This window comes from Octadecabacter ascidiaceicola (assembly GCF_900185015.1).
Taxonomy (GTDB): domain Bacteria; phylum Pseudomonadota; class Alphaproteobacteria; order Rhodobacterales; family Rhodobacteraceae; genus Octadecabacter; species Octadecabacter ascidiaceicola.
The window spans coordinates 76,313-101,866 of record NZ_FXYD01000002.1; the positions used below are offsets into that span (position 1 = coordinate 76,313).

General features: G+C 54.7%; 32 protein-coding genes. 15 read left to right on the top strand and 17 right to left on the bottom strand.

Features of this window, described 5'->3' with window-relative positions:
- Nucleotides 1-10 precede the first annotated feature (10 nt).
- From OCA8868_RS05670 to OCA8868_RS05685, 4 genes are all read left to right on the top strand, one after another.
- The gene (locus OCA8868_RS05670) at nt 11-409 is read left to right on the top strand and encodes a F0F1 ATP synthase subunit epsilon (protein WP_093995618.1); all 399 of its coding nucleotides are present in this window, start codon (nt 11-13) and stop codon (nt 407-409) included.
- Between the two features lie 114 nt (nt 410-523).
- Nucleotides 524-931 carry a hypothetical protein gene (locus tag OCA8868_RS05675; RefSeq protein WP_093995619.1) on the top strand — a complete coding sequence of 136 codons (408 nt, stop codon included), beginning with the start codon at nt 524-526 and terminating at the stop codon, nt 929-931.
- Between the two features lie 88 nt (nt 932-1,019).
- On the top strand, nt 1,020-2,222 hold the full coding sequence (locus OCA8868_RS05680) for an MFS transporter (RefSeq protein ID WP_093995620.1): 1,203 nt from the start codon (nt 1,020-1,022) through the stop codon (nt 2,220-2,222).
- 97 nt (nt 2,223-2,319) lie between these two features.
- The gene (locus OCA8868_RS05685; protein WP_093995621.1) at nt 2,320-2,670 is read left to right on the top strand and encodes an H-type lectin domain-containing protein; all 351 of its coding nucleotides are present in this window, start codon (nt 2,320-2,322) and stop codon (nt 2,668-2,670) included.
- On the opposite strand, the gene OCA8868_RS05690 is transcribed toward OCA8868_RS05685, so the two are convergent.
- Complete coding sequence (locus OCA8868_RS05690; protein WP_093995622.1) at nt 2,667-3,686, bottom strand: ribose-phosphate pyrophosphokinase; 1,020 nt, start codon at nt 3,684-3,686, stop codon at nt 2,667-2,669. The two genes, OCA8868_RS05685 and OCA8868_RS05690, sit on opposite strands and share 4 nt — an antisense overlap.
- A 97-nt stretch (nt 3,687-3,783) precedes the next feature.
- On the opposite strand from OCA8868_RS05690, the gene OCA8868_RS05695 reads away from it, so the two are divergent.
- Nucleotides 3,784-4,380: a 2-hydroxychromene-2-carboxylate isomerase gene (locus tag OCA8868_RS05695; protein WP_093995623.1), complete on the top strand. Its 597-nt coding sequence runs from the start codon at nt 3,784-3,786 to the stop codon at nt 4,378-4,380.
- Nucleotides 4,381-5,151 carry an alpha/beta fold hydrolase gene (locus OCA8868_RS05700; RefSeq protein WP_093995624.1) on the top strand — a complete coding sequence of 257 codons (771 nt, stop codon included), beginning with the start codon at nt 4,381-4,383 and terminating at the stop codon, nt 5,149-5,151. It begins immediately after the preceding gene.
- Here OCA8868_RS05700 and OCA8868_RS05705 read toward each other — a convergent pair.
- The 7 genes from OCA8868_RS05705 to OCA8868_RS05735 all read right to left on the bottom strand — a co-directional run bounded on the left by OCA8868_RS05705 (nt 5,131) and on the right by OCA8868_RS05735 (nt 10,527).
- Nucleotides 5,131-6,171 carry a threonine aldolase family protein gene (locus OCA8868_RS05705; RefSeq protein ID WP_093995625.1) on the bottom strand — a complete coding sequence of 347 codons (1,041 nt, stop codon included), beginning with the start codon at nt 6,169-6,171 and terminating at the stop codon, nt 5,131-5,133. The genes OCA8868_RS05700 and OCA8868_RS05705 overlap by 21 nt on opposite strands.
- Entirely contained in the window at nt 6,171-6,641 is a 471-nt protein-coding gene (locus OCA8868_RS05710; RefSeq protein WP_093995626.1) for a YcgN family cysteine cluster protein, read from the bottom strand. The genes OCA8868_RS05705 and OCA8868_RS05710 overlap by 1 nt, the downstream gene beginning before the upstream one ends.
- Complete coding sequence (locus OCA8868_RS05715; protein ID WP_093995627.1) at nt 6,634-7,566, bottom strand: bifunctional riboflavin kinase/FAD synthetase; 933 nt, start codon at nt 7,564-7,566, stop codon at nt 6,634-6,636. The genes OCA8868_RS05710 and OCA8868_RS05715 overlap by 8 nt, the downstream gene beginning before the upstream one ends.
- 35 nt (nt 7,567-7,601) lie before the next feature.
- Nucleotides 7,602-8,045 (bottom strand): MaoC family dehydratase, encoded by a 444-nt coding sequence (locus OCA8868_RS05720; RefSeq protein ID WP_093996161.1) that lies wholly within the window; start codon nt 8,043-8,045, stop codon nt 7,602-7,604.
- Nucleotides 8,046-8,139: 94 nt separating this feature from the next.
- Nucleotides 8,140-9,012: a TIGR01459 family HAD-type hydrolase gene (locus OCA8868_RS05725; RefSeq protein ID WP_093995628.1), complete on the bottom strand. Its 873-nt coding sequence runs from the start codon at nt 9,010-9,012 to the stop codon at nt 8,140-8,142.
- A gap of 138 nt (nt 9,013-9,150) precedes the next feature.
- Nucleotides 9,151-10,068, bottom strand: coding sequence for a manganese-dependent inorganic pyrophosphatase (locus OCA8868_RS05730; RefSeq protein ID WP_093995629.1), 918 nt, complete (start codon nt 10,066-10,068; stop codon nt 9,151-9,153).
- 105 nt (nt 10,069-10,173) lie between these two features.
- The gene (locus tag OCA8868_RS05735) at nt 10,174-10,527 is read right to left on the bottom strand and encodes an MmcQ/YjbR family DNA-binding protein (RefSeq protein WP_093995630.1); all 354 of its coding nucleotides are present in this window, start codon (nt 10,525-10,527) and stop codon (nt 10,174-10,176) included.
- 54 nt (nt 10,528-10,581) lie between these two features.
- Here OCA8868_RS05735 and OCA8868_RS05740 point away from each other — a divergent pair, with 54 nt between their 5' ends.
- The 5 genes from OCA8868_RS05740 (at nt 10,582) to groL (ending at nt 15,219) form a co-directional block, all read left to right on the top strand.
- The gene (locus OCA8868_RS05740; RefSeq protein WP_245848064.1) at nt 10,582-11,238 is read left to right on the top strand and encodes a DUF2161 domain-containing phosphodiesterase; all 657 of its coding nucleotides are present in this window, start codon (nt 10,582-10,584) and stop codon (nt 11,236-11,238) included.
- A 241-nt stretch (nt 11,239-11,479) separates the two neighbouring features.
- Nucleotides 11,480-12,586 (top strand): Hint domain-containing protein, encoded by a 1,107-nt coding sequence (locus tag OCA8868_RS05745; protein WP_093995632.1) that lies wholly within the window; start codon nt 11,480-11,482, stop codon nt 12,584-12,586.
- Nucleotides 12,583-12,912 (top strand): NusA N-terminal domain-containing protein, encoded by a 330-nt coding sequence (locus OCA8868_RS05750; protein ID WP_093995633.1) that lies wholly within the window; start codon nt 12,583-12,585, stop codon nt 12,910-12,912. Before OCA8868_RS05745 ends, OCA8868_RS05750 begins: the two co-directional genes overlap by 4 nt.
- A gap of 327 nt (nt 12,913-13,239) precedes the next feature.
- The gene (locus tag OCA8868_RS05755; RefSeq protein WP_093995634.1) at nt 13,240-13,527 is read left to right on the top strand and encodes a co-chaperone GroES; all 288 of its coding nucleotides are present in this window, start codon (nt 13,240-13,242) and stop codon (nt 13,525-13,527) included.
- Between the two features lie 42 nt (nt 13,528-13,569).
- Complete coding sequence (gene groL, locus OCA8868_RS05760; protein ID WP_093995635.1) at nt 13,570-15,219, top strand: chaperonin GroEL; 1,650 nt, start codon at nt 13,570-13,572, stop codon at nt 15,217-15,219.
- 186 nt (nt 15,220-15,405) lie between these two features.
- Here groL and OCA8868_RS05765 read toward each other — a convergent pair whose 3' ends face one another.
- Nucleotides 15,406-15,864 carry an NUDIX domain-containing protein gene (locus OCA8868_RS05765; RefSeq protein WP_093995636.1) on the bottom strand — a complete coding sequence of 153 codons (459 nt, stop codon included), beginning with the start codon at nt 15,862-15,864 and terminating at the stop codon, nt 15,406-15,408.
- A 77-nt stretch (nt 15,865-15,941) separates the two neighbouring features.
- On the opposite strand from OCA8868_RS05765, the gene OCA8868_RS05770 reads away from it, so the two are divergent.
- Nucleotides 15,942-16,661 (top strand): esterase/lipase family protein, encoded by a 720-nt coding sequence (locus OCA8868_RS05770; protein ID WP_093995637.1) that lies wholly within the window; start codon nt 15,942-15,944, stop codon nt 16,659-16,661.
- A 68-nt stretch (nt 16,662-16,729) separates the two neighbouring features.
- Here OCA8868_RS05770 and OCA8868_RS05775 read toward each other — a convergent pair whose 3' ends face one another.
- The 3 genes from OCA8868_RS05775 to OCA8868_RS05785 are packed head-to-tail and all read right to left on the bottom strand — an operon-like array spanning nt 16,730 to nt 18,555.
- Entirely contained in the window at nt 16,730-17,803 is a 1,074-nt protein-coding gene (locus OCA8868_RS05775; protein ID WP_093995638.1) for a 5-(carboxyamino)imidazole ribonucleotide synthase, read from the bottom strand.
- Nucleotides 17,796-18,281 carry a 5-(carboxyamino)imidazole ribonucleotide mutase gene (gene purE / locus OCA8868_RS05780; RefSeq protein ID WP_093995639.1) on the bottom strand — a complete coding sequence of 162 codons (486 nt, stop codon included), beginning with the start codon at nt 18,279-18,281 and terminating at the stop codon, nt 17,796-17,798. The genes OCA8868_RS05775 and purE overlap by 8 nt, the downstream gene beginning before the upstream one ends.
- Nucleotides 18,282-18,336: 55 nt before the next feature.
- Nucleotides 18,337-18,555 carry a YdcH family protein gene (locus OCA8868_RS05785; RefSeq protein WP_093995640.1) on the bottom strand — a complete coding sequence of 73 codons (219 nt, stop codon included), beginning with the start codon at nt 18,553-18,555 and terminating at the stop codon, nt 18,337-18,339.
- 183 nt (nt 18,556-18,738) lie between these two features.
- Here OCA8868_RS05785 and OCA8868_RS05790 point away from each other — a divergent pair, with 183 nt between their 5' ends.
- Nucleotides 18,739-19,152, top strand: coding sequence for an Hsp20 family protein (locus OCA8868_RS05790; RefSeq protein ID WP_093995641.1), 414 nt, complete (start codon nt 18,739-18,741; stop codon nt 19,150-19,152).
- A gap of 3 nt (nt 19,153-19,155) precedes the next feature.
- Nucleotides 19,156-19,380 (top strand): DUF1150 family protein, encoded by a 225-nt coding sequence (locus tag OCA8868_RS05795; protein ID WP_093995642.1) that lies wholly within the window; start codon nt 19,156-19,158, stop codon nt 19,378-19,380.
- Between the two features lie 116 nt (nt 19,381-19,496).
- On the opposite strand, the gene OCA8868_RS05800 is transcribed toward OCA8868_RS05795, so the two are convergent.
- The 3 genes from OCA8868_RS05800 to trxB form a co-directional block, all read right to left on the bottom strand.
- Nucleotides 19,497-21,530 carry a bifunctional sulfate adenylyltransferase/adenylylsulfate kinase gene (locus OCA8868_RS05800; RefSeq protein ID WP_370737986.1) on the bottom strand — a complete coding sequence of 678 codons (2,034 nt, stop codon included), beginning with the start codon at nt 21,528-21,530 and terminating at the stop codon, nt 19,497-19,499.
- Between the two features lie 233 nt (nt 21,531-21,763).
- Complete coding sequence (locus OCA8868_RS05805) at nt 21,764-22,384, bottom strand: LysE family translocator (protein WP_093996162.1); 621 nt, start codon at nt 22,382-22,384, stop codon at nt 21,764-21,766.
- Between the two features lie 173 nt (nt 22,385-22,557).
- Complete coding sequence (gene trxB, locus OCA8868_RS05810) at nt 22,558-23,499, bottom strand: thioredoxin-disulfide reductase (protein WP_093995644.1); 942 nt, start codon at nt 23,497-23,499, stop codon at nt 22,558-22,560.
- 167 nt (nt 23,500-23,666) lie between these two features.
- Here trxB and OCA8868_RS05815 point away from each other — a divergent pair, with 167 nt between their 5' ends.
- Nucleotides 23,667-24,167: an Lrp/AsnC family transcriptional regulator gene (locus OCA8868_RS05815; protein ID WP_093995645.1), complete on the top strand. Its 501-nt coding sequence runs from the start codon at nt 23,667-23,669 to the stop codon at nt 24,165-24,167.
- Nucleotides 24,168-24,170: 3 nt separating this feature from the next.
- On the opposite strand, the gene OCA8868_RS05820 is transcribed toward OCA8868_RS05815, so the two are convergent.
- Complete coding sequence (locus tag OCA8868_RS05820) at nt 24,171-24,998, bottom strand: Hint domain-containing protein (RefSeq protein WP_245848066.1); 828 nt, start codon at nt 24,996-24,998, stop codon at nt 24,171-24,173.
- A gap of 284 nt (nt 24,999-25,282) precedes the next feature.
- Nucleotides 25,283-25,450 carry a hypothetical protein gene (locus OCA8868_RS16615; protein WP_179214791.1) on the bottom strand — a complete coding sequence of 56 codons (168 nt, stop codon included), beginning with the start codon at nt 25,448-25,450 and terminating at the stop codon, nt 25,283-25,285.
- Nucleotides 25,451-25,554: the final 104 nt, after the last annotated feature.

The window sequence follows — 25,554 nt, forward strand, 5'->3', positions numbered from 1 at the left end:
AGCCAATCACATGGCAGACTTCAAATTTGATCTCGTGTCTCCTGAGCGCCGTTTGGCGGAAATGGAAGCAACAGAAGTTCAGATCCCAGGTGCGGACGGGGACATGACGGCTATGGCCGACCATGCCCCAACCATCACCACGCTGCGCCCTGGCATTCTCGCCGTCACCCATTCAGGTGGCGTCGAAGAATACATCGTGTCCGGCGGGTTCGCCGAAATCACTGGCACGGGTGTTTCCGTGCTGGCTGAAAAAGCTATCCCAAAGTCCGAAGCCACGGCTGAGCAGATGGAAAAGCTGGTTGCTGACGCAACGGCTGCTTTCGAAGCGGCCAAAGAGTCCGGCAACGGCGTGGACGAAGCGGACGCAGTTCGCAACACCATGACCGAACTGGCAGCATCTGTCGCTTAAGCGATCAGACAATTAGAATTGAAGAATGGCGTCCCAAACGGGGCGCCATTTTTCGTTTGTACGAGCCGTTAGGTCCGCGCCATACTGCGGCATGGCCCCTCAGGAGGTATTCATGTGAACTTGCTTCTCGATCCCTTCAAGATGATACGCGACATTAGGGCTCTTGGTGGTTTCATCGGCATTTGGGGCGGCCTTCTTAATATCCCGCAGGTGATCGGCGGGCTGTTGTTCATTCGCACCCCAGAGGGTTTGGTGATCCTTCTAACGGTGATGGTGGTGTTGATCGCCGCCGGACAAATCCACAAACATATGAAGTTTTCTCGTCTAATTGGTCTTTGTCATATTCCATGGCTTCTAATGCTGCCTTGGTTAGTCATACGGATGGTCTCATATGAACATTCAATGGCGTTAACGATATGGCTCGCGTTTGTTGTGGTGACGGTTGGCATTAGCCTTGTCTTTGATGTCTTTGACATTTTCCGATTTAGCAAGGGCGACAAGACTTTCGCGTGGGCTAAATAGTTAACCACTGACTGCGCGGCCTCATATCTAACATGACCGTGCACAATTAACGCTTGCCAGACACCATCCAATCGCGTCACGTAGCGCGATGCAAAACCGCGCTTATATCTTCATCCTAGTCACCCTGATGATCGACGCTATCGGCATCGGTCTTGTCTTTCCGATCACGCCGGACCTCATGGATCGCGTCGGAGCAGGCAGCACGGGGGAGGGTGCTGTTTGGGGAGGCATCCTTATGGCATCCTATGCGGGTGCGCTATTCATCTTTGCCCCGATTATCGGAAGTATATCAGATGCTTACGGTCGAAAACCTGTTCTGATCGCGGCACTTTTGGTACTGGCGGTTGACTACGTGATCATGGCGCTCGCGAGCGTGTTTTGGGTACTGCTTATCGGGCGCATTTTGGCAGGGATTGCTGGGGCAACCTATACAACCGCCACGGCCTACATCGCGGACATTTCAACGCCGCAAGAACGTTCTGCACGGTTTGGCATGATTGGCGCCGCGTTTGGGATAGGTTTCGTTCTTGGGCCTGCAATCGGGGGCATTGCCGCGGGTTGGCACATAACCGCCCCGTTCTGGATCGCTGCTGCGCTATCGGCTGGCAATGTGGCCTTTGGCCTGTTCGTCCTTCCAGAAAGCCTTGCACCGGAAAAACGCCGCGCGTTCGGGGTGCGAAACCTCAATCCGTTTGGCGCAATTATTCAGGCGTTCAAGATTCCAAACTTAGCGGTTCCATTGATCTGCCTGTTTATTTTTGAGTTCGCCAATATGGTCTACCCGACTCTTTGGGCGTTCTTCACCCGAGAATTGTTTGATTGGTCAACGCTTCTCATCGGGGTCTCTCTTGCAGGATACGGCATACTGCTGGCGGGGGTGCAGGGAGGGTTGATGCCAATTATGATTAACCGATTGGGCGAGTTTCGTACGCTGCAAATCGGCATGATATCCGCGCTCATCGGCTTTGTCGGATTTGGCGTGATCTCAACCGTTACGGGTCTTGTTATTGTTCTGGTATTTGCAGCGCTGTCTGATCTTTCGCCGCCGATGATGACTGCCATGGCGTCCAACAACGCACGCGAAGACCAACAAGGCCTTGTACAGGGGGTAATCGCGTCCCTTGCCTCAATTGCCGCATTCTTGGCCCCGCTGTGTGCAACTTGGGTATTCGAAAGTTATGTCGACACTGAGGGTATTTATTTACCCGGTGCGCCGTTCCTAATGGGTGGGGCCCTTATTTTTTTGATGCTTCCATTGGTCATGCGGCTACGCAGCCAAGCCCAATCTTGATCTCGTCAGAAAGTGAAACTTTGGCTTAAACTTGCCACCTTTTCCATCTAGGGTAGAAGACGGATAGGGAATGGTCTTCAAACGCCAACGGTAAGACATGAAACGACTTAGAAACCACCTCATCGGAGTGGATCACGGTGAAGTGGTACTATTCTCCGATTTTGAGCATGATGGTGTCATGTGGACGGGCGATGGCGCGCGCCAAACCCGTGCGCATGTTGAATTTTCCGAAAGCTTCCGTTCGTCCCCGACTGTGCAGGTGCATCTGTCCATGTGGGATATGGCGAGCGATACGAACGCCCGTGCGGATGTTCAAGCCGAAGACATTACCAACGAAGGCTTTGCCATCGTGTTTCGCACATGGGGCGACACCAAAATCGCCCGCGTCCGCGTTGCGTGGCAGGCGATTGGTGAGTTACGTCAAGCGGATGAATGGGACGTCTATTAGACGCCAGTATACATGTTCTCGTAAATTGGCTGCAGCGTCTTGTGATCAAACAAGGACGATACGGATGTGCCGTTCCATGTGTTCAAGATCGCCTGCGCAAACATTGGCGCTGTTGGCACGATACGGATTTGCTTACACCCTTTGACGGCCTCGGTTGGTTCAATCGTGTCGGTAATAACCAGATGCTTCATGACGGAACTGCCGATCCGCTCAATCGCGGGGCCGGAAAGCACGCCGTGTGTGATGTAGGAGTGCACTTCCTTTGCGCCGTGCTCCATTAGAACTTCGGCCGCCTTACAGAGCGTGCCAGCCGTATCAACGATATCGTCAACGATCAGGCAGACACGGTCTTTGACATCACCAATGACAGTCATTTCAGCGACTTCACCAGGTTTGCCGCGGCGCTTGTCGACGATGGATAGTGGTGCGCCAATACGCTGCGCGAGGTCGCGTGCGCGGGCCACGCCGCCAACGTCAGGCGATACCACCATGACTTCGTCCATCTGGCCGCTGAAATGGTGCATCGCATCAAGCGCAAAGACAGGGGACGCATAAAGGTTGTCCACTGGGATATCGAAGAAGCCCTGAATTTGCGTCGCGTGCAGATCAAGTGTCAGAATGCGTTCTATGCCGGCTTCAACCAGCATGTTCGCAACCAGCTTTGCTGTGATCGGAGTACGCGCCTTTGATCGGCGATCTTGGCGGGCGTATCCAAAGTAAGGGATCACTGCAGTAATGCGATCTGCCGATGAACGACGTAGTGCATCAGAAATAACCAGCAATTCCATCAGGTTATCGTTGGCAGGGTTCGACGTGGGCTGGATGATGAACATATCCTCGCCGCGCACGTTTTCATAAACCTCTACGAAAATCTCACCGTCGTTGAACCGTTCTACACGCGCATCTACCAGCCCGACGTTGATGCCGCGATGCATAGACATGCGTTTGGCGACGGCTTCGGCCAATGGCATATTGGCGTTTCCGGAGATAAGTTTTGGTTCAATGAGGTTTGGCATTTGGCAGGGTCCCGATGTGGCAGATTCGCAGCGTTGACACGGGGTAGCACGTCCGTAGGGTCGCACCAACAAAGCAGCGCAATTTAAGGAGCCTCAAATGCCGAATATTGACTATTATTTTGCGACCATCTCTCCATTTACCTATTTGGCAGGGCCAGAGTTTGAACGGATCGCGAAAAAACACGGCGCTACCGTCACCTACAAACCGCTCGATATCATGGCCCTGTTCGGCCGTACGGGCGGATTGCCACCCAAGGACCGTCACCCGAACCGTCAGGAATACCGACTGCAAGACATGCGCCGCCGCGCGATTGTTTCTGGACTGCCATTCACGCAACAACCGGCATTCTGGCCAACCAATATGGCGCCGTCTTCTTACGCGATCATCGCGGCGCAAAACGCTGGCGGCGACGTCGGCAGCTTGGTTAACGCACTGACGCGCAGCGTATGGGCGGATGACAAGAACATCGCGGAAGACGACGTAATTCGCGCGTGCTTGGAAGAAACCGGGTTTGATCCGGCACTGGCGGACAGTGGCCTTTTGGAAGGCGCAGAAACCTACGCCCGCAATTTAGAAGAAGCCGTTGCGAAAGGTGTCTTCGGTGCACCGTTCTTTATCTCGGACAAGGACGAACGCTTCTGGGGCCAAGACCGTCTGGACGACCTTGATCGTCATCTGTCCGGCGAATTCTAAATGCTGCAATCGCTCGCGGGCCAAGAGGTTTTTACCCTCGCGGAGGGCGAAGGCTCGTCCCGATTGTTCGTGCATTGCTCCCTTGCGCGCCACGAGAGCCTGATACCCCTTGCGCGGGCCTTGCCGCCTGCGCGCAACATCTACTTTGACATGCCGGGGCATGGGCGTAGTGCGGAGTGGAACGGGAGCGACTACCAAACGGATGTCGTTGATATTGCCGCTCAATTGCTTGACGGCCCTGCGCATCTGATCGGGCATTCCTTTGGCGCAACGGTCGCCCTGCGGTTGGCGGCGGAGCGTCCTGATTTGGTGTCACGTTTGACGCTGATCGAGCCTGTGATGTTCGCCGCCGCAACCGACCCAGAAGCCATTGAAACGCACCGCGCGGCCTTTGCGGCCTTTGTAAAAGCATGGACCGAAGGGGACCGTGAAACCGCTGCAAAGCTTTTTGTGGCGATGTGGGGCACGGGGCCAGCGTGGGATGATTTACCGGCCAAAATGCGTGCCATGTTGGCGGCACAGATACATCTGATCCCAGCAGCCTCCGCCGCGATTGAGGACGACGTTCATGGTGTTCTAGGCAAGTTAGACAGGGTGACATGCCCAGTTGACTTGATCGAAGGATCAAACAGTCAGCCGATCATGTCAGCGATCTTGGATGGGTTGGCGGGCGCCTTACCACAGGCGCAGCGCAGCGTGATTGAAGGGGCAGGGCATATGGTGCCAATCACCCACATCGCGCAGGTCGCGTCAGTTTTGCAAGGCCGCTAGGAAAGCGTCGACACCTTCTGACCCGATGGACCAATCACAGACCAGACGACCCAAGACGTGTTCGTCGTCCGCGCCATCTAGTGATCCCATGACATAGTATTCAGCGCCCGCCACTTGCAGCTTTTTGTGCAGGCCGCGCGGTGCTTCAAAGAACATCAGATTCGCTTCGGGCTCATAAGGGAAAGTGACCACGTTGGACTTGCGCAATCCGTCTGCCAACCGTTGGCCCGCGTCGTTGGCTTTGCGCGCGAGGTCATGCCACAGGTTGTCGGTCAGGTACGCTTCCATCTGGGCGCTCAGGTAGCGGTGCTTGGACGACAAATGCGCCCCGCGTTTGCGGCGCAATTCAAACTCCCACGCGTGCTTTGGGTCAAAGAAAATTACGGCCTCAACACCCATCAACCCGTTCTTGGTTCCACCAAAACAAACGCAATCGATGCCCGCCTTCCAAGTCATTTCGGCCGGTGTACAGCCTAGCGTGACGATGGCATTGGCGAGACGTGCACCGTCGAGGTGCGTATTAAGGCCGAATTTCTTGGCGACGGCGGTCAGCGCAGACAGTTCTTCCAGCGTATAAACTGTCCCCTTTTCAGTGATTTGCGTGATGGACACAGGCCCACGCTGCGGTCCGTGGACGCCACGTGTTTCTTCATCTTCAATCGCTGCCAACAGAGTTGCGGGGGTCATCTTGGCGTTCTCATCGCCCACCAATGTCAGCTTCGCACCGCTGTAGAATTCAGGCGCGTTGCATTCGTCTTCGTTGATGTGGGACAGCTTAGTGCAAAAAATCGTCTCCCAAGGCTGCGCCAAAGTCGCCAGCGCGATCGAGTTCGCCGCCGTCCCCGTGGACACCAGATAGACCGCGGCTTCAGGGGCCTCGAACAGGTCGCGTATCATGTCGCGCACGCGGTCCATTTCTGGATCCGCCCCATAGCCAAAACGAAACCCTTCGTTGGCCCGCATCAATGCATCCAGCACTTTTGGATGGGCAGGGCCGGAGTTGTCAGAGGCGAAAAACATTAGAGTGGCTCCTCAATTATATGGTCTTCCCAGTCGTCTTCGGGGGTGTTGGCCTCCGATACCGTGAGGCCCTGAACCGACGCGCCAGCATCATGCACGGATGTGGCCGAACCCGATACGAGCGGATGCCAGTGGAACAGGTTTTTGCCTTCATAGACAAGTCGATACGCACAGGTTTTGGGCAGCCAGTACATGTTGTCTTCGATGGTCTTCGGGCTGAGAACGATGCACTCAGGGACATATTGGTGGCGTTTGGGATATAGCGAACAATAGCAGGTGCTATCGTCGAGCAGCTTACACGCAACACGCGTCAAAACGACCTCGCCGCTGTCTTCGTCTTCTAGCTTGTTCAGGCAGCACTTTCCGCAGCCATCGCACAGCGCTTCCCATTCGGTTTGGGTCATCTTTTCGAGCGGGACGTTGGACCAGAATTCAGGGCGAATGTCAGTGCGATCAATCGGGTCAGACATCTGCAAGGATCTCGCGGGCGCGGGCGCAATCGGCATCCATTTGCGTGACCAATGCATCAAGACTGTCGAATTTCTCTTCGCCGCGCAGGTATTCAACCAAGGCAACGCTTAACCGTGCGCCGTAAAGATCACCCGAAAAATCAAAGAGATAGCTTTCGCAATTCGGCACGTCCCCATCAAACATTGGGCGGATACCGATAGACGCGGCGCCGTTGTACGTGCCTTCGTGTGGTCCTTCTAGGACGTCGACCTTAACCGCATAAACGCCAAACTTTGGCGGGTGCAGCCCGTCGATAGACATGTTGGCCGTTGGAAACCCAAGGTCACGGCCACGCTGTTCGCCGGTGACGACAGGGCCGACGATCCGGTGCCAATGGCCCAACATTTCAGCGGCGATGCGCGGGGTTCCATCAGCGAGCGCTTGGCGGATCGCGGTGGATGATACGTCGCCAGCCGCCGTGGACAGCATCGGGGCAATCGTTACGCCAAAACCCATCTCCTCGCCGAAGGCGATCAAGTCTTGTGTCGTTCCTGCGCGGCCTTTGCCGAAACAGAAGTCTTCACCAACGACCACATGGGTCAACCCGAGGCGATCCGTGATGATCGATTGCGCGAACTCTTCGGGTGAAAGGGCGGCGAGCGCGTCGTTAAACGGTACTTGGTACAGCCGCTCAACCCCCAATTTTTCAAGGCGATTTGCCTTGGAGTCGGCATTCATCAATCGGAATGGCGGAGCGTCCGGTGCGAAGTAGTCGCGCGGGTGGGGTTCAAACGTCAGGATGCCAAGGGGTGCACCATTTGCGACGCTGCGGGTCAGGTCGATGACCGCTTGGTGGCCAAGGTGAACGCCGTCAAAGTTGCCAATGGCCGCAGCGGCGCCGCGATCTTCAGGGGCAATGAAATATGGGTCTCGTATGATGCGCATGAGGTTGCGTAGCCCGCCCGCGCGTCAGGATCAAGTCAGTCGAATTTCCGCGATGGCGCTAGAACCACAGCTTCGCCTTTCAGGACCTTCTTGCCATCGATTTCGCAGTGGGTATCCATCGTCACGCGGCGTTTGCCGATGTCCATGTCTGTGACCGTAACAACGGCATCCACCATGTCGCCTGGGCGCACGGGGGCCATGAATTTAAGGGACTGACCGAGATAAACCGTGCCGTGGCCCGGGAGCTGTTCACCGATAACCGCAGAAATCAGGCCCGCCGTCAGCATGCCGTGAGCGATGCGGCCTTCAAAGATAGTTTCGTTGGCATAGTCATCGTCGAGGTGCACAGGATTATGGTCCGTCGAAATTTCGGCGAACATTTCGATATCGCGGTCGGTGATCATCTTGCGCAAGGAGCGCGACATACCGATTTCGATATCTTCAATACAGATGGTTCCGCGGTAATCATTGTCGAGCATGTTGTCATCCATCGAGTAACAAAAATTCTTCTATACCAGTTAGGTTGAAATATTGTTACTTTGCAAGTGCAGCATTTGTCAAGGCATTCTTAACTTATCGAAGAAATCCAATCGCATAGGTTGGTGTGACTTTTTCGCTTTGAATATAAGCATTTAGCAACGCTTGGTCCGGTTGATCGGCCGTTTTGGTTTCCGTTGCGGCAAGGCCGCCGGTGATGAAAAGGCTGTCGATGTCTTCTTGTTGGGCCCCCAAAATGTCTGTGCGAATCCCGTCACCGATGGCGATTATACGTGGATCTGTTAACGAACCGTCTAAGGCTGCGTACCGACGACGGGCGAGGTCATAGATCGGGGGATGAGGTTTGCCGAAGTAGAGGCTTTCACCCCCCATTTCCGTATACAAAGCCGCCAGCGCGCCCGCGCACCATTCGCGGGTTTCGCCACGATCAACGATGATATCGGGATTGGCGCACAGCAGCTTTAGCCCCTTGGTTTTCGCATAAAGGAAATCGGTGCGGTTCACATCCACGTCCGCTTGGGTGTCAAAAGGGCCGCAGCAAACGATGCCCTCGGCCTGATCAAGCGGAACCTTTTGAATATCAACAGGATTTTTGATGAGCTTTAGGGGTTTGAAGAAGTCGTCATCGCGGGGTGTTTCGCCCATGAAGTAGACCTTTTCGCCAACAATACCGCGGAACATAGCTGCGCGTGCAGAATCGCCGGAGGTCGCGATTGCGTCCCAGCATTGCGCCATGCCCATGTCCAAAAGCTGCTGCGCAACGCTGTCCCAAGGGCGCGGGGAATTGGTGACCAGCACGACTTTGCCACCGCGCTCACGGTAAGACGCCATCGCGGAAATCGCGTCCTGAAACGGGGTAATTCCGTTGTGCATACAGCCCCAAAGGTCAACGAAAGCTACGTCATATTGATCGGAAATTTCGGTGAAGGTGTTAACGATTTGGGACATGGATTTACCTTTTGTTAGCGGGCACAACCCGTGCACAACGCGTACACAAGCTGTACACACCCTGTACATACCGCGCGTGCAGAAAAAAAGGGCGCCGAACCGAATGGTCGACGCCCTTTATTCATCGATTGTTAAGAATCAGACCTTCAGGGAAGGGATGATCTGCTTTTTGCGGCTCATGATGCCAGGCAGGACAACGTTGTCGCCGGACACGGTGGCGCCGAATGATTTTTCTGCGACGGATTTGACCATATCGTTTGGCACCAGCAATGTGGCTTCTTCGTTGAGGATATCGACGACGAAGAGCAAAACTTGGTCAACGCCATCTTCGGTTGCAACGTCTGTCATGGAGTTCATGATGGACGCTTTGCGGTCCAGCACGATGGCCGGCGCTGTGGTTTCCAGAACGGAGACGCGGAATTTGGTGCCATCGACGGTGAATTCTTTGGAATCCATACGCAGCAGTTCCGCGTCAGTGAAGGCTGAGACATCAGATTTCGCCGCGAACATTTCGGATGCGTAATCAGTCACGTTCAGGTTCAATTCACCAGCCAGTGCTAGGGCGAGGTCTTTGTCTGTGTCGGTTGTTGTCGGGGAGCGGAATTCCAGCGTGTCAGACAGGATACAGCTAAGCATCACGCCTTTGATGTTGTCTGGCATGTGTGCTGCGTGTTCGCCCATCAGGTCGTGCATGATGGTCGCGGTGCAGGCCAGCGGGCGCACTGTGATGTCGATCGGGCCTTTGGTTTCCAGACCGCCGACCAGTTTGTGGTGGTCGATGATCGCGGTGATGTTCGCGCCGTTGATGTTGGCTGGCAGCTCAGCTGGGTTGTTTGTGTCAACGATGACGCAGTCCTGATCGTCGGCAACGTCGTCGATGATGTCAGGTTGTGCGAAGCCCCATTTTTCAGCAACAAACGCCGCTTCGGTGTTTGGTGTGCCAAGCAAAACGGCTTTTGCAGGTGTACCTGTGTGGTTCAGGAACCAGTCCCAGATAAGCGCGGAACCTAAGGAGTCTGTGTCGGGGGCCTTGTGGCCGAAAACGAGAGTGGTCATGGGGTGATACACCTTTCAAAGCGTCGATTTGGCCGCGTTATAGGCGGGGTATTTCGCGTTGTCACCCACCGCAAACGCAACGCGCCTATGTGTCGCGCGAAGGTCTCACAACCCCAGTTCGGCACGCTTTTTCTTGGTGAGGGCGGCGATGGCCATCTCGTAGGAATAGGCGATGTGGTTTTGCAGTTCTGTGTCTGACAATCCGGGTGAACGGGTGTCTTGCAGCCACTTCATCCCGCGCGAGGCGAGGTAGGGCGCAGGGCGGATGCCGGGCGTTTCTGGCAAGACTTCGAAGGCGATGGGGGTGACCTTGAACGTTACCGCTGTTTCGCCGTCGTTCCAGCCCAAAACAGCGAACAATTTGCCACCGACTTTCCAGACGTCGGAATTGCCCCATTGGACGACGTGGGTCGATTGGGGCAGGGAGGCGCAGAAGGCCATGATGTCATCGCGGGTCATAGCCGTAGTTTGGTGGCTTGGTTCATGGGTGTAAATGTTGTTAATCTGGCGGACATGAGTAAATCCCGCGAAGCAGACCTATACGCCCCCGTGAAAGCCTATCTTCAGCGGCAAGGGTATGACGTGAAAGGCGAAGTCGGGGCGGCGGATGTTGTTGGGCGGCGGAGCGATGAACTGGTGGTGGTTGAGCTAAAGCTCGGGTTTTCGCTGGCGCTGTTTCATCAGGGAATTGATCGGCTGGCGGTGACGGATGAGGTTTACGTGGCCGTGCCTGCAGGTGGGAAAACCAAGGCGCTTCGGTCCAACGTGAAATTGGCGCGGCGGCTGGGGCTTGGTGTTTTGACAGTGCGGCTGCGCGATGGGTTTGTTGAGGCCTTGGCCGACCCGGGGCCTTATGCCGCGCGCAAGATCAAGAAAAAGAAAACCAAGATGCTGCGCGAGTTTGACCGTTTGGATGGTGATCCGAACGAAGGGGGCGCTACGCGCCATGGGATCGTGACGGGCTATCGCCAAGACGCTTTAAAATGCGCGTTGTATCTGGTGAATGCAGGGGCCGAAAAGGGCGCGATTGTCGCTAAGGCCACTGGCGTGAAGACCGCGACCTCGATCATGCGGGACAACCATTACGGCTGGTTTGAAAAGATCGAAAAGGGTGTCTACGGGCTGACGGTGCAGGGCCAGCAAGGGATCAAAGATTGGGGTGAGGTTTAGGCCAAAGGGTGTCCGTACATTCGCGGCAAATGTCGGCATTGAGCCCATATTGCTTGATGCTGCAGGAATCGTAAATGGCAGCTTTTCCCAAATCGCGAGTACGCTTTTAAAGGCGACAAATCGCCAAATGGTCACAACCTGGCCAACAAATCGCCATATCATTCAAACATTTTGGTCAGCGTCGAGTTAGCGGCTTTTTGCACGGGAAATTGGGCAGTAGCCGGTTAGAGGAAAGTGAATTATGCCTACAGAGCTTATCGTTGGTGGTGATTTTGAAGATCCTGGTGCAGGCGGAAGCTATGTCGTCACAAACAGCTTTGGTGCCTGGAGCGGCATCGAAATTGAGGCCGGCGCCCATAATTTCTACCATTCTGGAGCGTCTACGACGAATACTATAGTTGAGCTTGACGGGTACAGCGGTGCAACCTCAGTCTTGGAACAGAGCTTTGTTGTCGACATTGCTGGCAGAAATGCGGAACTGAGTTTTGATGCTGGCGGACGCAATACGACCGCTAACGGCAATGATCCGTTTCTAGTCGAAGTCCTCGATTCCAGTGGGACGGTTGTTTTCACACAAAGTGTTACGCCGACCTCGTCTGGCAGTTTCGACACATTCACCTTCAACTTCCAGTTTCCCACGGCAGACACCTATACGCTCCGCTTCACGGAGCAAGGCAGCGACAACTCAGAAGGAACGATCCTCGACAATATCTCATTGGTGGTTTGTTTTGCTGATGGCACGCGCATCGCGACACCTGACGGAGACGTAAAGGTCGAGAACCTCAGAACCGGGGATCTGGTTTTGACCAGCGATGGAAATGCAAAACCGATCAAATGGATTGGGTCGCGAAAGCTGACAGCGAAGGAATTGACTGCTCATCCGGAAAATAAGCCCATCGTTTTTCGTAAGAATTCTTTGGGCAATGCCATGCCGCAAGATGACCTAATGGTTTCGCCACAACATCGCATACTTGTGCGCTCTAAAGTTGCGATGCGCGTGTTTGGCACGCCGGAATCCCTTGTTCCCGCCAAGAAATTGACCATCCTAGATGGAGTTGAAGTTCAAGAGCACTGCAAAGAGGTCACGTATTTCCATTTCGCGTTAGAAGAACACAGCATCGTTCTGGCTCACGGCGCATTTGCAGAAACCCTCTTTCTTGGACCGCAAGCATTGAAGACGCTTGGGCCAGATGCTGTCAAAGAGCTGAACTATCTGTTTCCTGACCTCGCCAAGCCCCATTTTGTACCAAAACCTGCCCGCGCGTTTCGTTCCAACAACAAGGATATCGAAATGCTGTGCAAGAGGTTGATGAAAAACGGAAAACCAGTGGTGGAGCTCCAGTTATGATAGCACCGACGAATTTGGAGTGGAGTTGCTCAGGGAATTCCGCAGTCATCACTGATGCATATGTTGAGGCCGCGAAGCAGAAACACGGGTCAGAATTTACTTTCTGGGCTCGAGTGGACGACTCTGGCTGCATTGAAGTTGCCCAAGTCTTGAAAATTGTTGAAACCGTTGCCGATGAGCGCCGTGAAGTAAATCTCGCTAATGTGAGACAGCGTGATTCAAAGGCAAAACTGGGTGGTTATATCGTGAACATTATTGACCCTGTTGTGCCGGATGATGGCAAAAGTCTCCCCATCATAAAGAACTTACGAATTTCCCTAAATTGACGGTCCAGGCCAAGGGCCCTCTCCGTCCCGGCGCACGATGCACACTTGCAAGAAACCGAGTTTCCTTCCAAGTGATTTTTCTGGAAAGCGGACATATACGATTTAGAATTCAGCGGCGGCTTTGTCCCGCATAGCGGACAATTCAGGCTTGGAGACCAGTCTCTGGAAACATGCGTTTTTCGAAGCCTCACCAGAATCTCAAAACGCGCTGTTGACTCGTATCTGGGGTTTGCATACCAATCCGCTGCTAGCACTCGCATGGTGTGAGTGCTAATGGCCTCAAACTGAGGCTAATGAATTGAAATTGCAAAGCAAGGAGCCTCAAACATGGCTTTTACTCCGCTTCACGATCGCGTTCTTGTGCGTCGCACAGAAGGTGAAGAAAAGACCGCTGGCGGCCTGATCATCCCAGACGCAGCAAAAGAAAAACCAGCTGAAGGTGAAATTATCGCTGTAGGCGAAGGCGCACGTAAAGACAGCGGCGAGCTTGTCCCAATGGCTGTTAAAGCTGGCGACAAAGTGCTGTTCGGCAAATGGTCCGGCACAGAAATCACTATCGACGGCGAAGAGCTGTTGATGATGAAAGAATCCGACATCATGGGTATCCTGTCCTAATCGGACCTGACCCTTATTCGAAATATTCAAAGGAGCTAATCAATGGCTGCTAAAGACGTAAAATTCGGGACAGACGCCCGTAACCAAATGCTGCGCGGCGTGAACATTCTCGCAGATGCGGTTAAAGTAACACTCGGCCCTAAAGGCCGTAACGTTGTGCTGGAAAAATCTTTCGGCGCACCACGTATCACCAAAGATGGTGTTTCTGTTGCCAAAGAGATCGAGCTTGAAGACAAGTTCGAAAACATGGGCGCACAGATGGTTAAGGAAGTTGCTTCCCGTACCAACGACGAAGCTGGCGACGGTACAACAACTGCGACAGTTCTGGCCCAAGCCATCGTCAAAGAAGGCATGAAAGCTGTTGCAGCTGGCATGAATCCAATGGACCTGAAGCGCGGCATCGACCTTGCGACATCCAAAGTGGTTGAAGCTATTGTTGGTGCGGCTCGTCCGGTTGCTGACTCCGCTGAAGTTGCAAAGGTTGGTACAATCTCTGCGAACGGCGAAGCTGAAATCGGTGGCCAGATTGCAGACGCTATGCAGCGTGTTGGCAACGAAGGCGTTATCACTGTTGAAGAAAACAAAGGTCTCGAAACTGAGACTGACGTTGTTGAAGGCATGCAGTTCGACCGCGGTTACCTGTCCCCTTACTTTGTCACGAACCCTGACAAAATGACGACAGAACTCGAAGACGCAATCATCCTGTTGCACGAGAAGAAGCTTTCTTCCCTGCAGCCAATGGTTCCACTGCTTGAGTCCGTGATCCAGTCTGGCAAGCCTTTGCTGATCATCGCAGAAGATGTTGAAGGCGAAGCTTTGGCGACACTCGTAGTTAACAAACTGCGCGGCGGTCTGAAAATCGCTGCTGTTAAAGCACCAGGTTTCGGCGATCGTCGTAAAGCCATGTTGCAAGACATCGCGATCCTTACTGGCGGTCAGGTTATCTCCGAAGACCTCGGCATGAAGCTTGAGAACGTTACAATCGACATGCTGGGCTCCGCAAAGCGCGTTTCCATCACCAAAGACGAAACAACAATCGTTGACGGTGCTGGCGATAAGGCAGAGATCGAAGCACGTGTTGCACAGATCCGTAACCAGATCGAAGAAACAACTTCCGATTACGACAAAGAGAAGCTGCAAGAGCGCGTTGCCAAATTGGCTGGCGGTGTTGCTGTTATCCGCGTCGGCGGTATGTCCGAAATCGAAGTTAAAGAGCGCAAAGACCGCGTTGATGATGCATTGAACGCGACACGTGCCGCTGTTCAAGAAGGTATCGTTGTTGGTGGCGGTGTTGCGCTGGTTCAGGCCGCTAAGGGTCTTGAAGGTCTGGAAGGCGCAAACGCTGACCAAACAATCGGTGTTAACATTGTTCGCAAGGCACTCGAAGCGCCACTGCGTCAGATCGCTGAAAACTCTGGTGTTGACGGTTCCGTCGTTGCTGGCAAAATCCGCGAGTCCGATGACAAAGCATTTGGTTTCAACGCACAGACAGAAGAATATGGCGACATGTTCGGTTTCGGCGTTATCGACCCTGCGAAAGTCACACGCACAGCGTTGCAAGACGCGGCATCCGTTGCTGGTCTGTTGATCACAACTGAAGCCATGGTTGCAGACAAGCCATCTAAAGACGGCGGCGCCGGTGGCGGCATGCCAGACATGGGCGGCATGGGCGGCATGGGCGGCATGATGTAATTACAAACCCCTTGGGTTTGTGATCAGACTGCAAAGCGGGAGTTGTCTCAACGAGACAATGAGAGCTTTGAAGTCTAACCGCTTATACGAAAAAGAAGGGCGTCCCAATTGGGGCGCCTTTTGCCTTTTCAAGTGGCGCAAAAATTCTAAGAATTTTTGAACAGATTTTCGGTGAAAATCTGGCGGCTAGCGTAAAATTGCTTCGAGGTGATCATAGACCACCGCACCCTCGTCGCCCCATGCGACCGCCGCCATAGATTTCGGTCGCACTGTTAGGGTCGATAGCTCATCGCGGGTCACCCAGCGGCGGAACGATACCACTTTTTCAGGGTCTTGCCACGTGGGGTCGAGCGCACCCGCGACCAGCGTGCAGCGAAAAAAGATTTCGACCTGATGGAAAGTTCCATGCGGGTCGTGAAATTCGTTGATCAGGCAAGGGGCACCGACGCTAACCGTCAGCCCCGTTTCCTCCATCACCTCACGGGCGAGGTTTTCAGGGAGGCTTTGATGGGGCTCAGCGCCACCACCGGGGGCGCACCACAAATCGCCGCGGTTTTTGTAGGCGTTCACCAGCAGGAGCTTATCTTCATACAGCAAAATCGCGCGGGCGGCGATGCGGACAGGGCGGGTTTGGGACTGTGTCATAAGAGTAGCTTGGCCTGCGGCGAAAAGTCAGGCAAGCCAGACCTTATTAATCCGGCCAGACAGTCTATGTTGGGGATATGAAAAGACTATTTATAGCGTTTTGGTTTGTTCTTGCCCCGCTTGCAGCGGCGGCTGAGGACTGTGTTGTGTTGTTGCACGGGTTGGCGCGTACGGAGACGTCGTTTTTAGCGCTTGAGGAATTGTTGGAGCTTGAGGGGTATGTGGTCGTCAACAACGGCTATCCCTCCACCAGCGCAGACATTCAGACTTTGGTTGCCGAAAATGTCCCGCAAGCGGTGGCGGCCTGCGGCAATCGACGGGTGCATTTCGTGACCCATTCGATGGGCGGCATTCTAGTGCGTGTCTACCTTGCAGATGCGAGGCCAGTGATGATGGGGCGCGTTGTTATGTTAGGGCCTCCGAATGACGGATCGCAATTGGTTGACGTTCTTGGAAGATTGGAGCCGTTTGAGTGGATAAATGGACCTGCCGGGATGGAGCTTGCTACGGACGGAGAGCCGCTGAGTCTTGTTTGGCCAGGATATGAGTTGGGTATTATCGCCGGAGATCGATCATTGAACGCTTATTATTCCAGCCTGATTGACGGGGCGGATGACGGGAAGGTTTCGGTGGCGTCAACGCGGCTGGAGGGGATGGCTGACCACCTGACATTGCCGGTGACCCATACGTTTATGATGAACAATCCGCTTGTGATGCGCCAAGCGATGGAATTCTTGAGCGAGGGTCAGTTTGACCGGAGCCTGACCCTGAGTGGCGTGATGTTCGGGTTGCAATAAGAGGGGCGCTGCCCCGCGCTGCGCGCTCCCCGGGATATTTTTGAAACAAAGGCAAAGGCGGCGCGGGTTTAGCTGGCGGGGCCTGTGATTGTATTGATGTGGCCCATTTTGCGGCCCTTCTTGGCGTCGGCTTTGCCGTAGAGATGGATTTCGGTGTTGGTTTTCGCGATCCCAGGGATGCGGTCCACGTCGTCGCCGATCAGGTTTTCCATCACCACGTTTGAATGGCGGCTGCCATCGCCCAAGGGCCAGCCTGCAATCGCGCGGATGTGCTGTTCGAACTGATCCACCGTGCAGGCGGCCTGCGTCCAGTGGCCGGAGTTGTGAACGCGTGGGGCGATTTCGTTGACGATGAAACCGTTCGGCGTGACGAAAAGTTCAACACCCATGGTGCCGACGTAGTCTAGAGCGTTCAGGATGTTGGCCGTAAGTAGAACCGCATCTGTGCGCTGCGAAGGCGTCAGTGCGGCGGGCAGGGTGGTGGTGTGCAAGATGCCGTCTTTGTGGACGTTTTCACCGGGATCAAAGCAGGAGATCGCACCGTCGCTGCTGCGTGTTCCGATGACGGAAACCTCTATCGAGAAGTCGATGAAGCCTTCATAGACGGCGGGCGCGCCGGCCATGTCTGCGATGGCTTGGTCTGCGTCATCTGGTGACATCAGGCGCGACTGGCCTTTGCCATCATAGCCCAAACGACGGGTTTTCAGGATCGCGGGTGTGCCGATCTGGTCGATCGCTTGCTCAAGCGCTTCGGCGGTGTCGACGGCGGCGAAAGGCGCGGTTGTCAGGCCGATGCGGGTGAGGAAGTTCTTTTCCAAGAAACGGTCTTGGGAGGTCGCGAGCGCATTGCGGTTGGGGTGGATCGGGGTGAGGGCCTCGATCAGATCAAGCGCTTCGGTTGGGATGTTTTCGAATTCATAGGTTACGACATCACAGGCGTTGGCGAATTTGGTCAGCGCGACGGTGTCGGAATAGTCTGCCATGATGTGCGTATGGGCCACGTGGGCGGCTGGGCAGTCTGCGTTCGGTTCAAAGATGCAGGTTTTGAAGCCAAGACGGGACGCTGCAACAGACAGCATGCGACCCAACTGGCCACCACCAAGGATCCCAATGGTCGCGCCGGTTTTGAGGGGATTAGTCATCGGTCGGTTCATCCGCAATTGAGGCTGAGAGGGCATCGCGCCAAGCATCTAGGCGCTGGGCGAGATCTGGATCTTGCAGCGCGACAATGCCAGCCGCCATGAGGCCCGCGTTGGCAGCGCCAGCAGCGCCGATGGCCATTGTCGCGACGGGGAAACCTTTGGGCATTTGCACAATGGAATAGAGGCTATCGACGCCAGAAAGCGCTTTGGTCTGGATTGGAACGCCGACCACGGGGATGCGGGTTTTAGACGCCATCATACCGGGCAGGTGCGCGGCACCGCCTGCGCCTGCGATGATCACTTGAAGGCCACGGCCAGCGGCCTCTTTGCCATAGGTCCAAAGACGATCCGGTGTGCGGTGGGCCGAGACGATTTTGGCCTCATAGGAAATGCCGAACTCATCCAGAAGCGTCGCTGCTTCGCGCATAGTGGGCCAGTCGGACTGGCTGCCCATGATAATGCCAACGGTAGGGGTCATGATTGTTGCCTTATATCTACAAGGGCCGTTATAGCGCCCGCACGTCAGGGTGCAATCAGGCGATAATATCTGGGGTAATGCGGTCTTCTAGAACGGCGATTTTGTCCTTAAGGCCCAGCTTTTGCTTTTTGAGGCGCTTGATTGTCAGCATGTCGGCCTTGCCGGTGTCTTGAAGTGCGTGAATGGCGTCATCAAGATCGCGGTGCTCTTGGCGCAGAACCCCGAGCTGTACGCGCAAAACCTCAAGCTGTTCCATACGCGCGCTGCTGTTCATTATCTGTCCGATCAATTTGGTCTGCGGTGGCTTGCACCGAGAATGTAAGCGCGAAACGTGATTTATCAAAGGAAAACCGTGCCTCGTGACCTTGCATCGCGCCGCATTGGCCCCCATATTTTTGAAGTAGTCGCCATAATGGGGCTGCACGATTGACGGTCGCTTAAGATAAGGACGTGTCGCATGACAAAATTGACGTTGGGAACGCATCCGTTCCTTCTCGGGTTTGAAGAGCTGGAGCGGCTGGTGGAACGCACCGCCAAGTCGGGAAATGACAGCTACCCCCCTTATAATATTGAACAAACTTCGCAGACCTCATACCGCATTACGTTGGCCGTGGCGGGGTTTGGCGATGACGAATTGGCGATCACTGTTGAGGACAATCAGCTGGTGATCCGTGGACGCCAGCGCGACGACAGCGAGGGCCGCGTGTTCTTGCATCGCGGAATCGCCGCACGGCAATTCCAACGATCGTTTGTGTTGGCCGAAGGGGTCGATGTGGGCGAGGCGGTTACGGAAAACGGGCTACTTCACGTCGATCTGACACGCGCTGTGCCGGATTCGGTGGTTCAGAAAATCAACATCAGGAAGGGGTAAGGTATGGATGCGAAATACAATTTTGCCGATATGGGGGATCGCGTGGTTTACGTGAAATCCGTTGATGTTGCAGGGCTGCCCGATGAGGTGCGCGAAGCGGCAGGGGACCGTGAACAGTTGTTTGCAGTGCATGACAGCGAAGGGCAGCAATTGGCTTTGGTTGCTGATCGCGACATGGCATTTATTCTGGCGCGTCAGAACGACATGCAGCCGGTAACGGTGCATTAAGAGTTAGAATTGGCGTTGGTGTTTTAAACACGGGCCACTTCACTAAAAAGGGCGCCCCGTAGAAATGGGGCGCCCTTTCTTTTGAGCTTTGAGGTCTGAGTGGCAGGCAAACGCTGTTACTCAGCCGCGATCAAGCCCATTGATTCTAGCTTAAGGATCACTTGGTGAGCACAGTTGTCGACTTCAACGTTTTCGGTTTCAACAGACAATTCAGGGTTCGCTGGAACATCGTAAGGGTCTGAAATACCTGTGAACTCTTTGATCTTTCCTTCGCGCGCAAGCTTATAGAGGCCCTTGCGGTCACGGCGTTCGCATTCCTCAATCGACGTTGCAACGTGGACTTCAACGAATGCGCCGAACGCTTCGACGTCTTCACGCACCGCGCGGCGGGTGGTTGCGTATGGTGCGATTGGCGCACAGATCGCGATACCACCGTTTTTGGTGATCTCGGATGCAACGTAGCCGATGCGGCGAATGTTCAGATCACGGTGCTCTTTTGAGAAACCCAGCTCGGAAGACAGGTTTTTACGAACGATGTCACCATCCAGAAGCGTCACAGGGCGGCCGCCCATTTCCATCAGTTTCACCATCAAGGCGTTGGCGATTGTGGATTTGCCGGAACCGGAGAAGCCCGTGAAGAAGACTGTGAAGCCTTGCTTTGAACGCGGCGGCTTCGTTTTGCGCAGTTCTTTGACGACCTCAGGGAAGGAGAACCATTCAGGGATTTCCAGACCTTCGGCCAGACGGCGGCGCAATTCGGTGCCTGAGATATTGAGGATCGTGACCTTATCTTTGTCCTCGATCTCGTCGATCGCTTCGTATTGCGCACGCTCATCAACCCAAACCATGTGTTTGAAGTCGACCATTTCGATGCCCATTTCTTCTTGGTGGGCGCGGAACAAGTCTTGTGCGTCATACGGGCCGTAGAAATCTTCACCAGCAGAGTTGGAACCTGGGCCTGCGTGGTCACGACCAACGATGAAGTGCGTGCAGCCGTGGTTTTTGCGGATCAAACCGTGCCAAACGGCTTCGCGTGGACCAGCCATACGCATTGCAAGGTTTAGCAGGGACATTGCTGTAGTTGACTGTGGGTACTTGTCCAGAACTGCCTCGTAGCAGCGAACACGTGTGAAGTGGTCAACATCGCCCGGCTTGGTCAGGCCTACAACAGGGTGGATCAGCAGGTTGGCCTGCGCTTCGCGTGCGGCGCGGAATGTCAGTTCCTGGTGCGCGCGGTGCAGCGGGTTACGTGTTTGGAACGCAACCACTTTGCGCCAGCCCATTTTGCGGAAGTAAGCACGCAATTCGTTCGGTGTGTCGCGGCGTGCGCGGAAATCGTAGTGAACCGGCTGTTGGATGCCAGTGACTGGGCCACCAAGGTAAACTTTGCCCGCTTGGTTGTGCAGGTAGTTCACAGCAGGGTGGGCGTCATCGTCAGCGCCGAAAACTTTTTCAGCTTCCTTGGCTTTGTTCGGCACCCAGTTGTCTGTGACAGTCATTGTTGCCAGAATAACGCCTTCTTGGTCGCGCAGGGCGATGTCTTGGCCAGCCTCAAGGGAAGCTGCGAAATCCTCGGACACGTCCAGAGTGATCGGCATTGGCCAAAGTTCGCCCGTTGTCAGTCGCATGTTGTCGACGACGCCATCGTAGTCAGCCTCGGTCAGGAAGCCCTTAAGCGGGTTGAAGCCGCCGTTCATCAGCAGTTCCAGATCGCAGATCTGACGCGGTGTCAGGTCGTGGCTAACGAGGTCTGCGGCTTCGACTTTCAGCTTCTGAGCGGACTCGTAAGAGACAAACAGCTCAGGGATGGGGGCGAGGTTGTTTTCCATAAGGGTGTTCCTGTTACTAATAGGCGTGAGACTAGATGCGCTGCCGGTCAATTCGGCGTGCAGCGCGTTATATTCAGCGAGTTTTCGGTTGAGAAATTGGGTTGTGAGGCGGTTCTTTTCGCCAGCACCACGAGCGGTAATCGCATAGGTGTGGCGTGCGCGTTTGTCGGGGCCGTTGCGATCTTCGATATTCACGAGACCTGCATCGGTGGCTTGTTTTAACAACGCGTTAAGGCGGCCCAAAGACACACCAATCGCCTGCGCCAACGCGCGCTGGGACGCATCCGGTGCGATATCCAGCTGCCGCAGCAGGCGGAACATTTGATCCTCCTGTTCGGAGGTGATTTTGGCGGGCGACATAGCCATTGCGGGCGACTCATTGTTTGTTCAGGTGTGAACATAGAAAGAAAGTTTGTTCACGCAAGAACAAACCAAGCGCACGTATGGAAACTAATTGTTACTGTGATGGAAATGTCTGCTAAGCGGGACGAAGCAACCCGCTCTGGTTTGGGAGTCAGTGTCTGCTTCGAAAAACCATTTCGCGTATTTCGATACTAGCGAGTTGCAGCCATGAACGCACTTCCCCCAATCAAGAAGCCTCCGCCAGTGTATCCAAAACGGCGACGGGCTTTGGCGCTCTGGAAAGTCTTTCGAGCTTGTGCGGCAAGTATTGCATACCCGCCTAGAACAGCCCCGACAATCACGGTGGAAGTCGCAACGACTATCGCGAATTGAGAATAGATATTAGCATTTGGATCAAGAAATTGAGAGAGGAATGCTACGTAGAATATGATGGCCTTGGGGTTCAGAACCGCCGTGAAAAAGCCTGCTCGTGCGCTCGACATCCCACCCTGTTCACTTTGTTCCTGTGGGGAATCTACGCCGTTCTGACGGGCGTCGATGATCTGACGGTAGCCAAGATATGCCATATAGAAAACGCCAGCCCATTTGACAATTTGAAACAACTCGGATGATGCGGCCAAAATTGCACCAACTCCGAACAGAGATAGGCCGACAAGGACAACACCACCGGTCAATTCACCTAAAATGCACAGAAACGCCGCCTTGCCTCCGCGCGACAACGCTTGTCCTGTAACCATTAAAACACTGGGGCCGGGAACGATGGAAATTACGGTATATGTGGCGACGAAAGCCAGCCAAAGTTCGAGTTCCAAATTTTTCAACCTTCCCAATCAACTTAGTTGGAGCGGACATTAGCTGCACTGCGGAAGGATGTCATCAATGGGCTCAAAGCAGACATTCGTTGCGAGCACTTGGCTTCGCCTTGTCCAACGCAGAAATCTCCACTTCTCACCCTAAACTCAAAAACGTGTCTTTGTCGCCGATCTTATTCCTGCTCCGCCAACCAACGTTCGACTTCCAACGCGGCCATGCAGCCCATGCCCGCGGAAGTCACGGCTTGGCGGTATTTGTGGTCGGTCAGATCGCCCGCAGCGAAGATTCCCGGGATGGAGGTTTCAGTGCTGTCCGGTTTGGTGACAACATAGCCGCCCATGTGGGTTTCTAAGTGGTCTTTGACCAGCTCGTTCGCAGGTGCGTGGCCGATGGCGATGAAGACGCCTTTGGCTGGGATGTCGGTGATTTCGCCAGTCTTCACGTTTTTGGTTTTGATCCCTTCAACGCCAAGCGGGTTTTCACCACCGTAGACTTCCTCAAGCTGGTTATCCCAGAGCGGCTCGATCTTCGGATTTTTCATCAGGCGGTCAATCAGGATCGCTTCTGCGCGCAACTCATCGCGGCGGTGTACCAGTGTGACTTTGGATGCGAAATTGGTGAGGAACAGTGCCTCTTCAACGGCGGTGTTGCCGCCGCCAACGACAACGATTTCCTGACCGCGATAGAAGAAGCCATCACACGTGGCGCAGGCCGATACGCCGAAGCCTTTGAATTTTTCTTCGGTATCAAGACCCAACCATTTGGCGCGGGCACCCGTCGCGAGGATAATCGCGTCGGCTTCGTAGACGGTGCCGCTGTCAGACTGACACACGAAGGGGCGCTTAGAAAAATCGATGGAGGAAATAATATCGCCGATGATTTCGGTACCCATCGCGCGGGCGTGGGCTTCCATGCGCAGCATAAGGTCGGGGCCTTGGACCTCTGAATCACCAGGCCAGTTCTCAACTTCGGTTGTTGTGGTCAGCTGGCCGCCGGGTTCGATGCCCTGAACGAGGATTGGTTCCAGCATGGCGCGGCTGGCATAGACGCCCGCCGTGTAGCCGGTTGGGCCGGAGCCGATGATAAGAACTTTGGTTTTGCGTGTATCGGCCATGAGGGTCCCCTTTGTTGCTGTTCATATAAGCAGCGATGCAAGCAGGGAAAAGGGGGATCGCGTTGGATCGTTGGTACGCAGGAAAATTGCGGAGTGGCGAAATATTGTTGCGTCTGGATGGGCGCGAGCGTATGAATCGCGCCAAACACTAAGGGACGCGCGCAACCATGCCAGGACAGAAGCTAGACGAGATCGACCGGATGATTCTTGCAGAGCTGCAAGCGGACGGTCGAATGACCAACGTAGAATTGGCGAAACGGGTCGGCATTTCAGCGCCGCCATGTCTGCGCCGTGTGCGGACCTTGGAAGAGCAGGGTTTCATTCGCGGCTACCATGCGGATGTAAACGCACGTGAGCTTGGCTTTGAAGTGCAAGTTTTCGCGATGGTCGGGCTGGTGAGCCAAGCCGAGATCGACCTCAGTGCGTTCGAGAATAAATGCGCTGGCTGGCCGCTTGTGCGTGAATGTCACATGCTGAACGGGGAAGTTGATTTTGTGTTGAAATGCGTGGCACCTGATCTGCGCACATTCCAGAACTTCCTAACAGAAGAACTGACCAGTGCCGACAACGTGGCGAGCGTGAAGACTTCATTGGTTATTCGCGGCGCAAAGGACGAACCGGGTGTGCCGTTTGATGTTCTCGAGGAACGCCTGAAACGCGACGCTTAAACCTTAGGCGACCACGCCGAAATCCAGGTCATGTAAAGACAGGCGCGGATGCATCAGCATTCCGAAGTCTTCAATACGCGCCATGTGCGGAAACAGCCCCATATAGAGTTCAAGCATATCACCGCGTAGACCGAATTCATGGCGTGCGCCGGGATTGTGGCTGTCTACTTCAACACCGTTCACCGCGATCCGTTCGTGGGCGTTGAAGCCCAGTTGGAATACTTGAACAGGTGCTTGTGGTTGAATTTCGACAATGTTCACGCCATCGATAAAATCGGTTGCCGGAACGAAAGCCGCAGTGTGCCCCGTAACGCGTTGAAGTGTTGGTGATTTTTGGTAAAGTCGTGCGGAAGGGCCGAGCAGTAGATCAGGCATCGGACGGCCAGCACCCAGCGCGTCAGCCGCAACACGCACGAGCTTGCTCATACGCTGGTCTTGCTGCGGTGCATTCGGAACCAACGTAATCGCGCCGCGCCAATAAACCGTTTGGAAGCCGTTTGTTACGGTCTTTACTTTGTCACCGGGAAGGATGTCTTCGACGGCAACCTCACCACGATCAGTTTTCAAAAGAGCGCCGCGAGCGAGCGAGCCAAAGCTGTCTTCGAAAGCGCGATGGGCCGGTGCGATGCGGGTGAAATCGTCAATGTCGCCATTGGGAAGCAGATGGACGACCTCGTAGCGGCGCATGAGTTGCTGTGCGCGCTGAGGTCGTCCGTCTTGCTGAGTAAACCGGGCTGAGGAGGCCACCGGAACTTTGCGTTTTACCTGCGCGAGGGCCGCGCGGGCTGTGGGGGTCGTGTTCATCATGCGATCACCGATCAGGTTGGTCACATCATCTGTTGGCCCCCGCCAACAACATCTGAGGAGCGTTTCGTTGATTGGAATGTGTCCTAAAATGCCGAGATGGGTCAAACATTTCGACTTTTCGGGCAGAAATCGGGGTCAATCAACGCAAATACCTGCGGATTGTTGAGCGGGTGAAAACGCAGCCGCCATATTTCGCGATTCTGACAGAGGTGTGCAAAGCCTCCAAAACGAGAATCGCCGCCCCGCAGAATGCGACGGGACGGCGATTGTCAGGCCAGCGAGGGAGGGCGCCGGCGATGTAGCTTGGATTATGCGGCTGGGCGAACCGTGCGCATTTCCATTTCAGCAAGTGCCGCAACCGCGCGGCGGCTGGCGATAAACGCTTCGCGGCGCAGGCCACGTTCCCAAGGCATCTTGGTGTTGCATTTTTTGGCTTCTGCAATTGTGGATTGCATCCAACGTGGTGTCTTTGTCATGGGCTTTTTCCTCATGTTTGTCTTCTTGCTCGATAGGATCAAGATGACGTGGCAAAGCGGCATGAGTTTGGCTGGTTGGTGGAAATTTCAAAAAATTTGGGGGA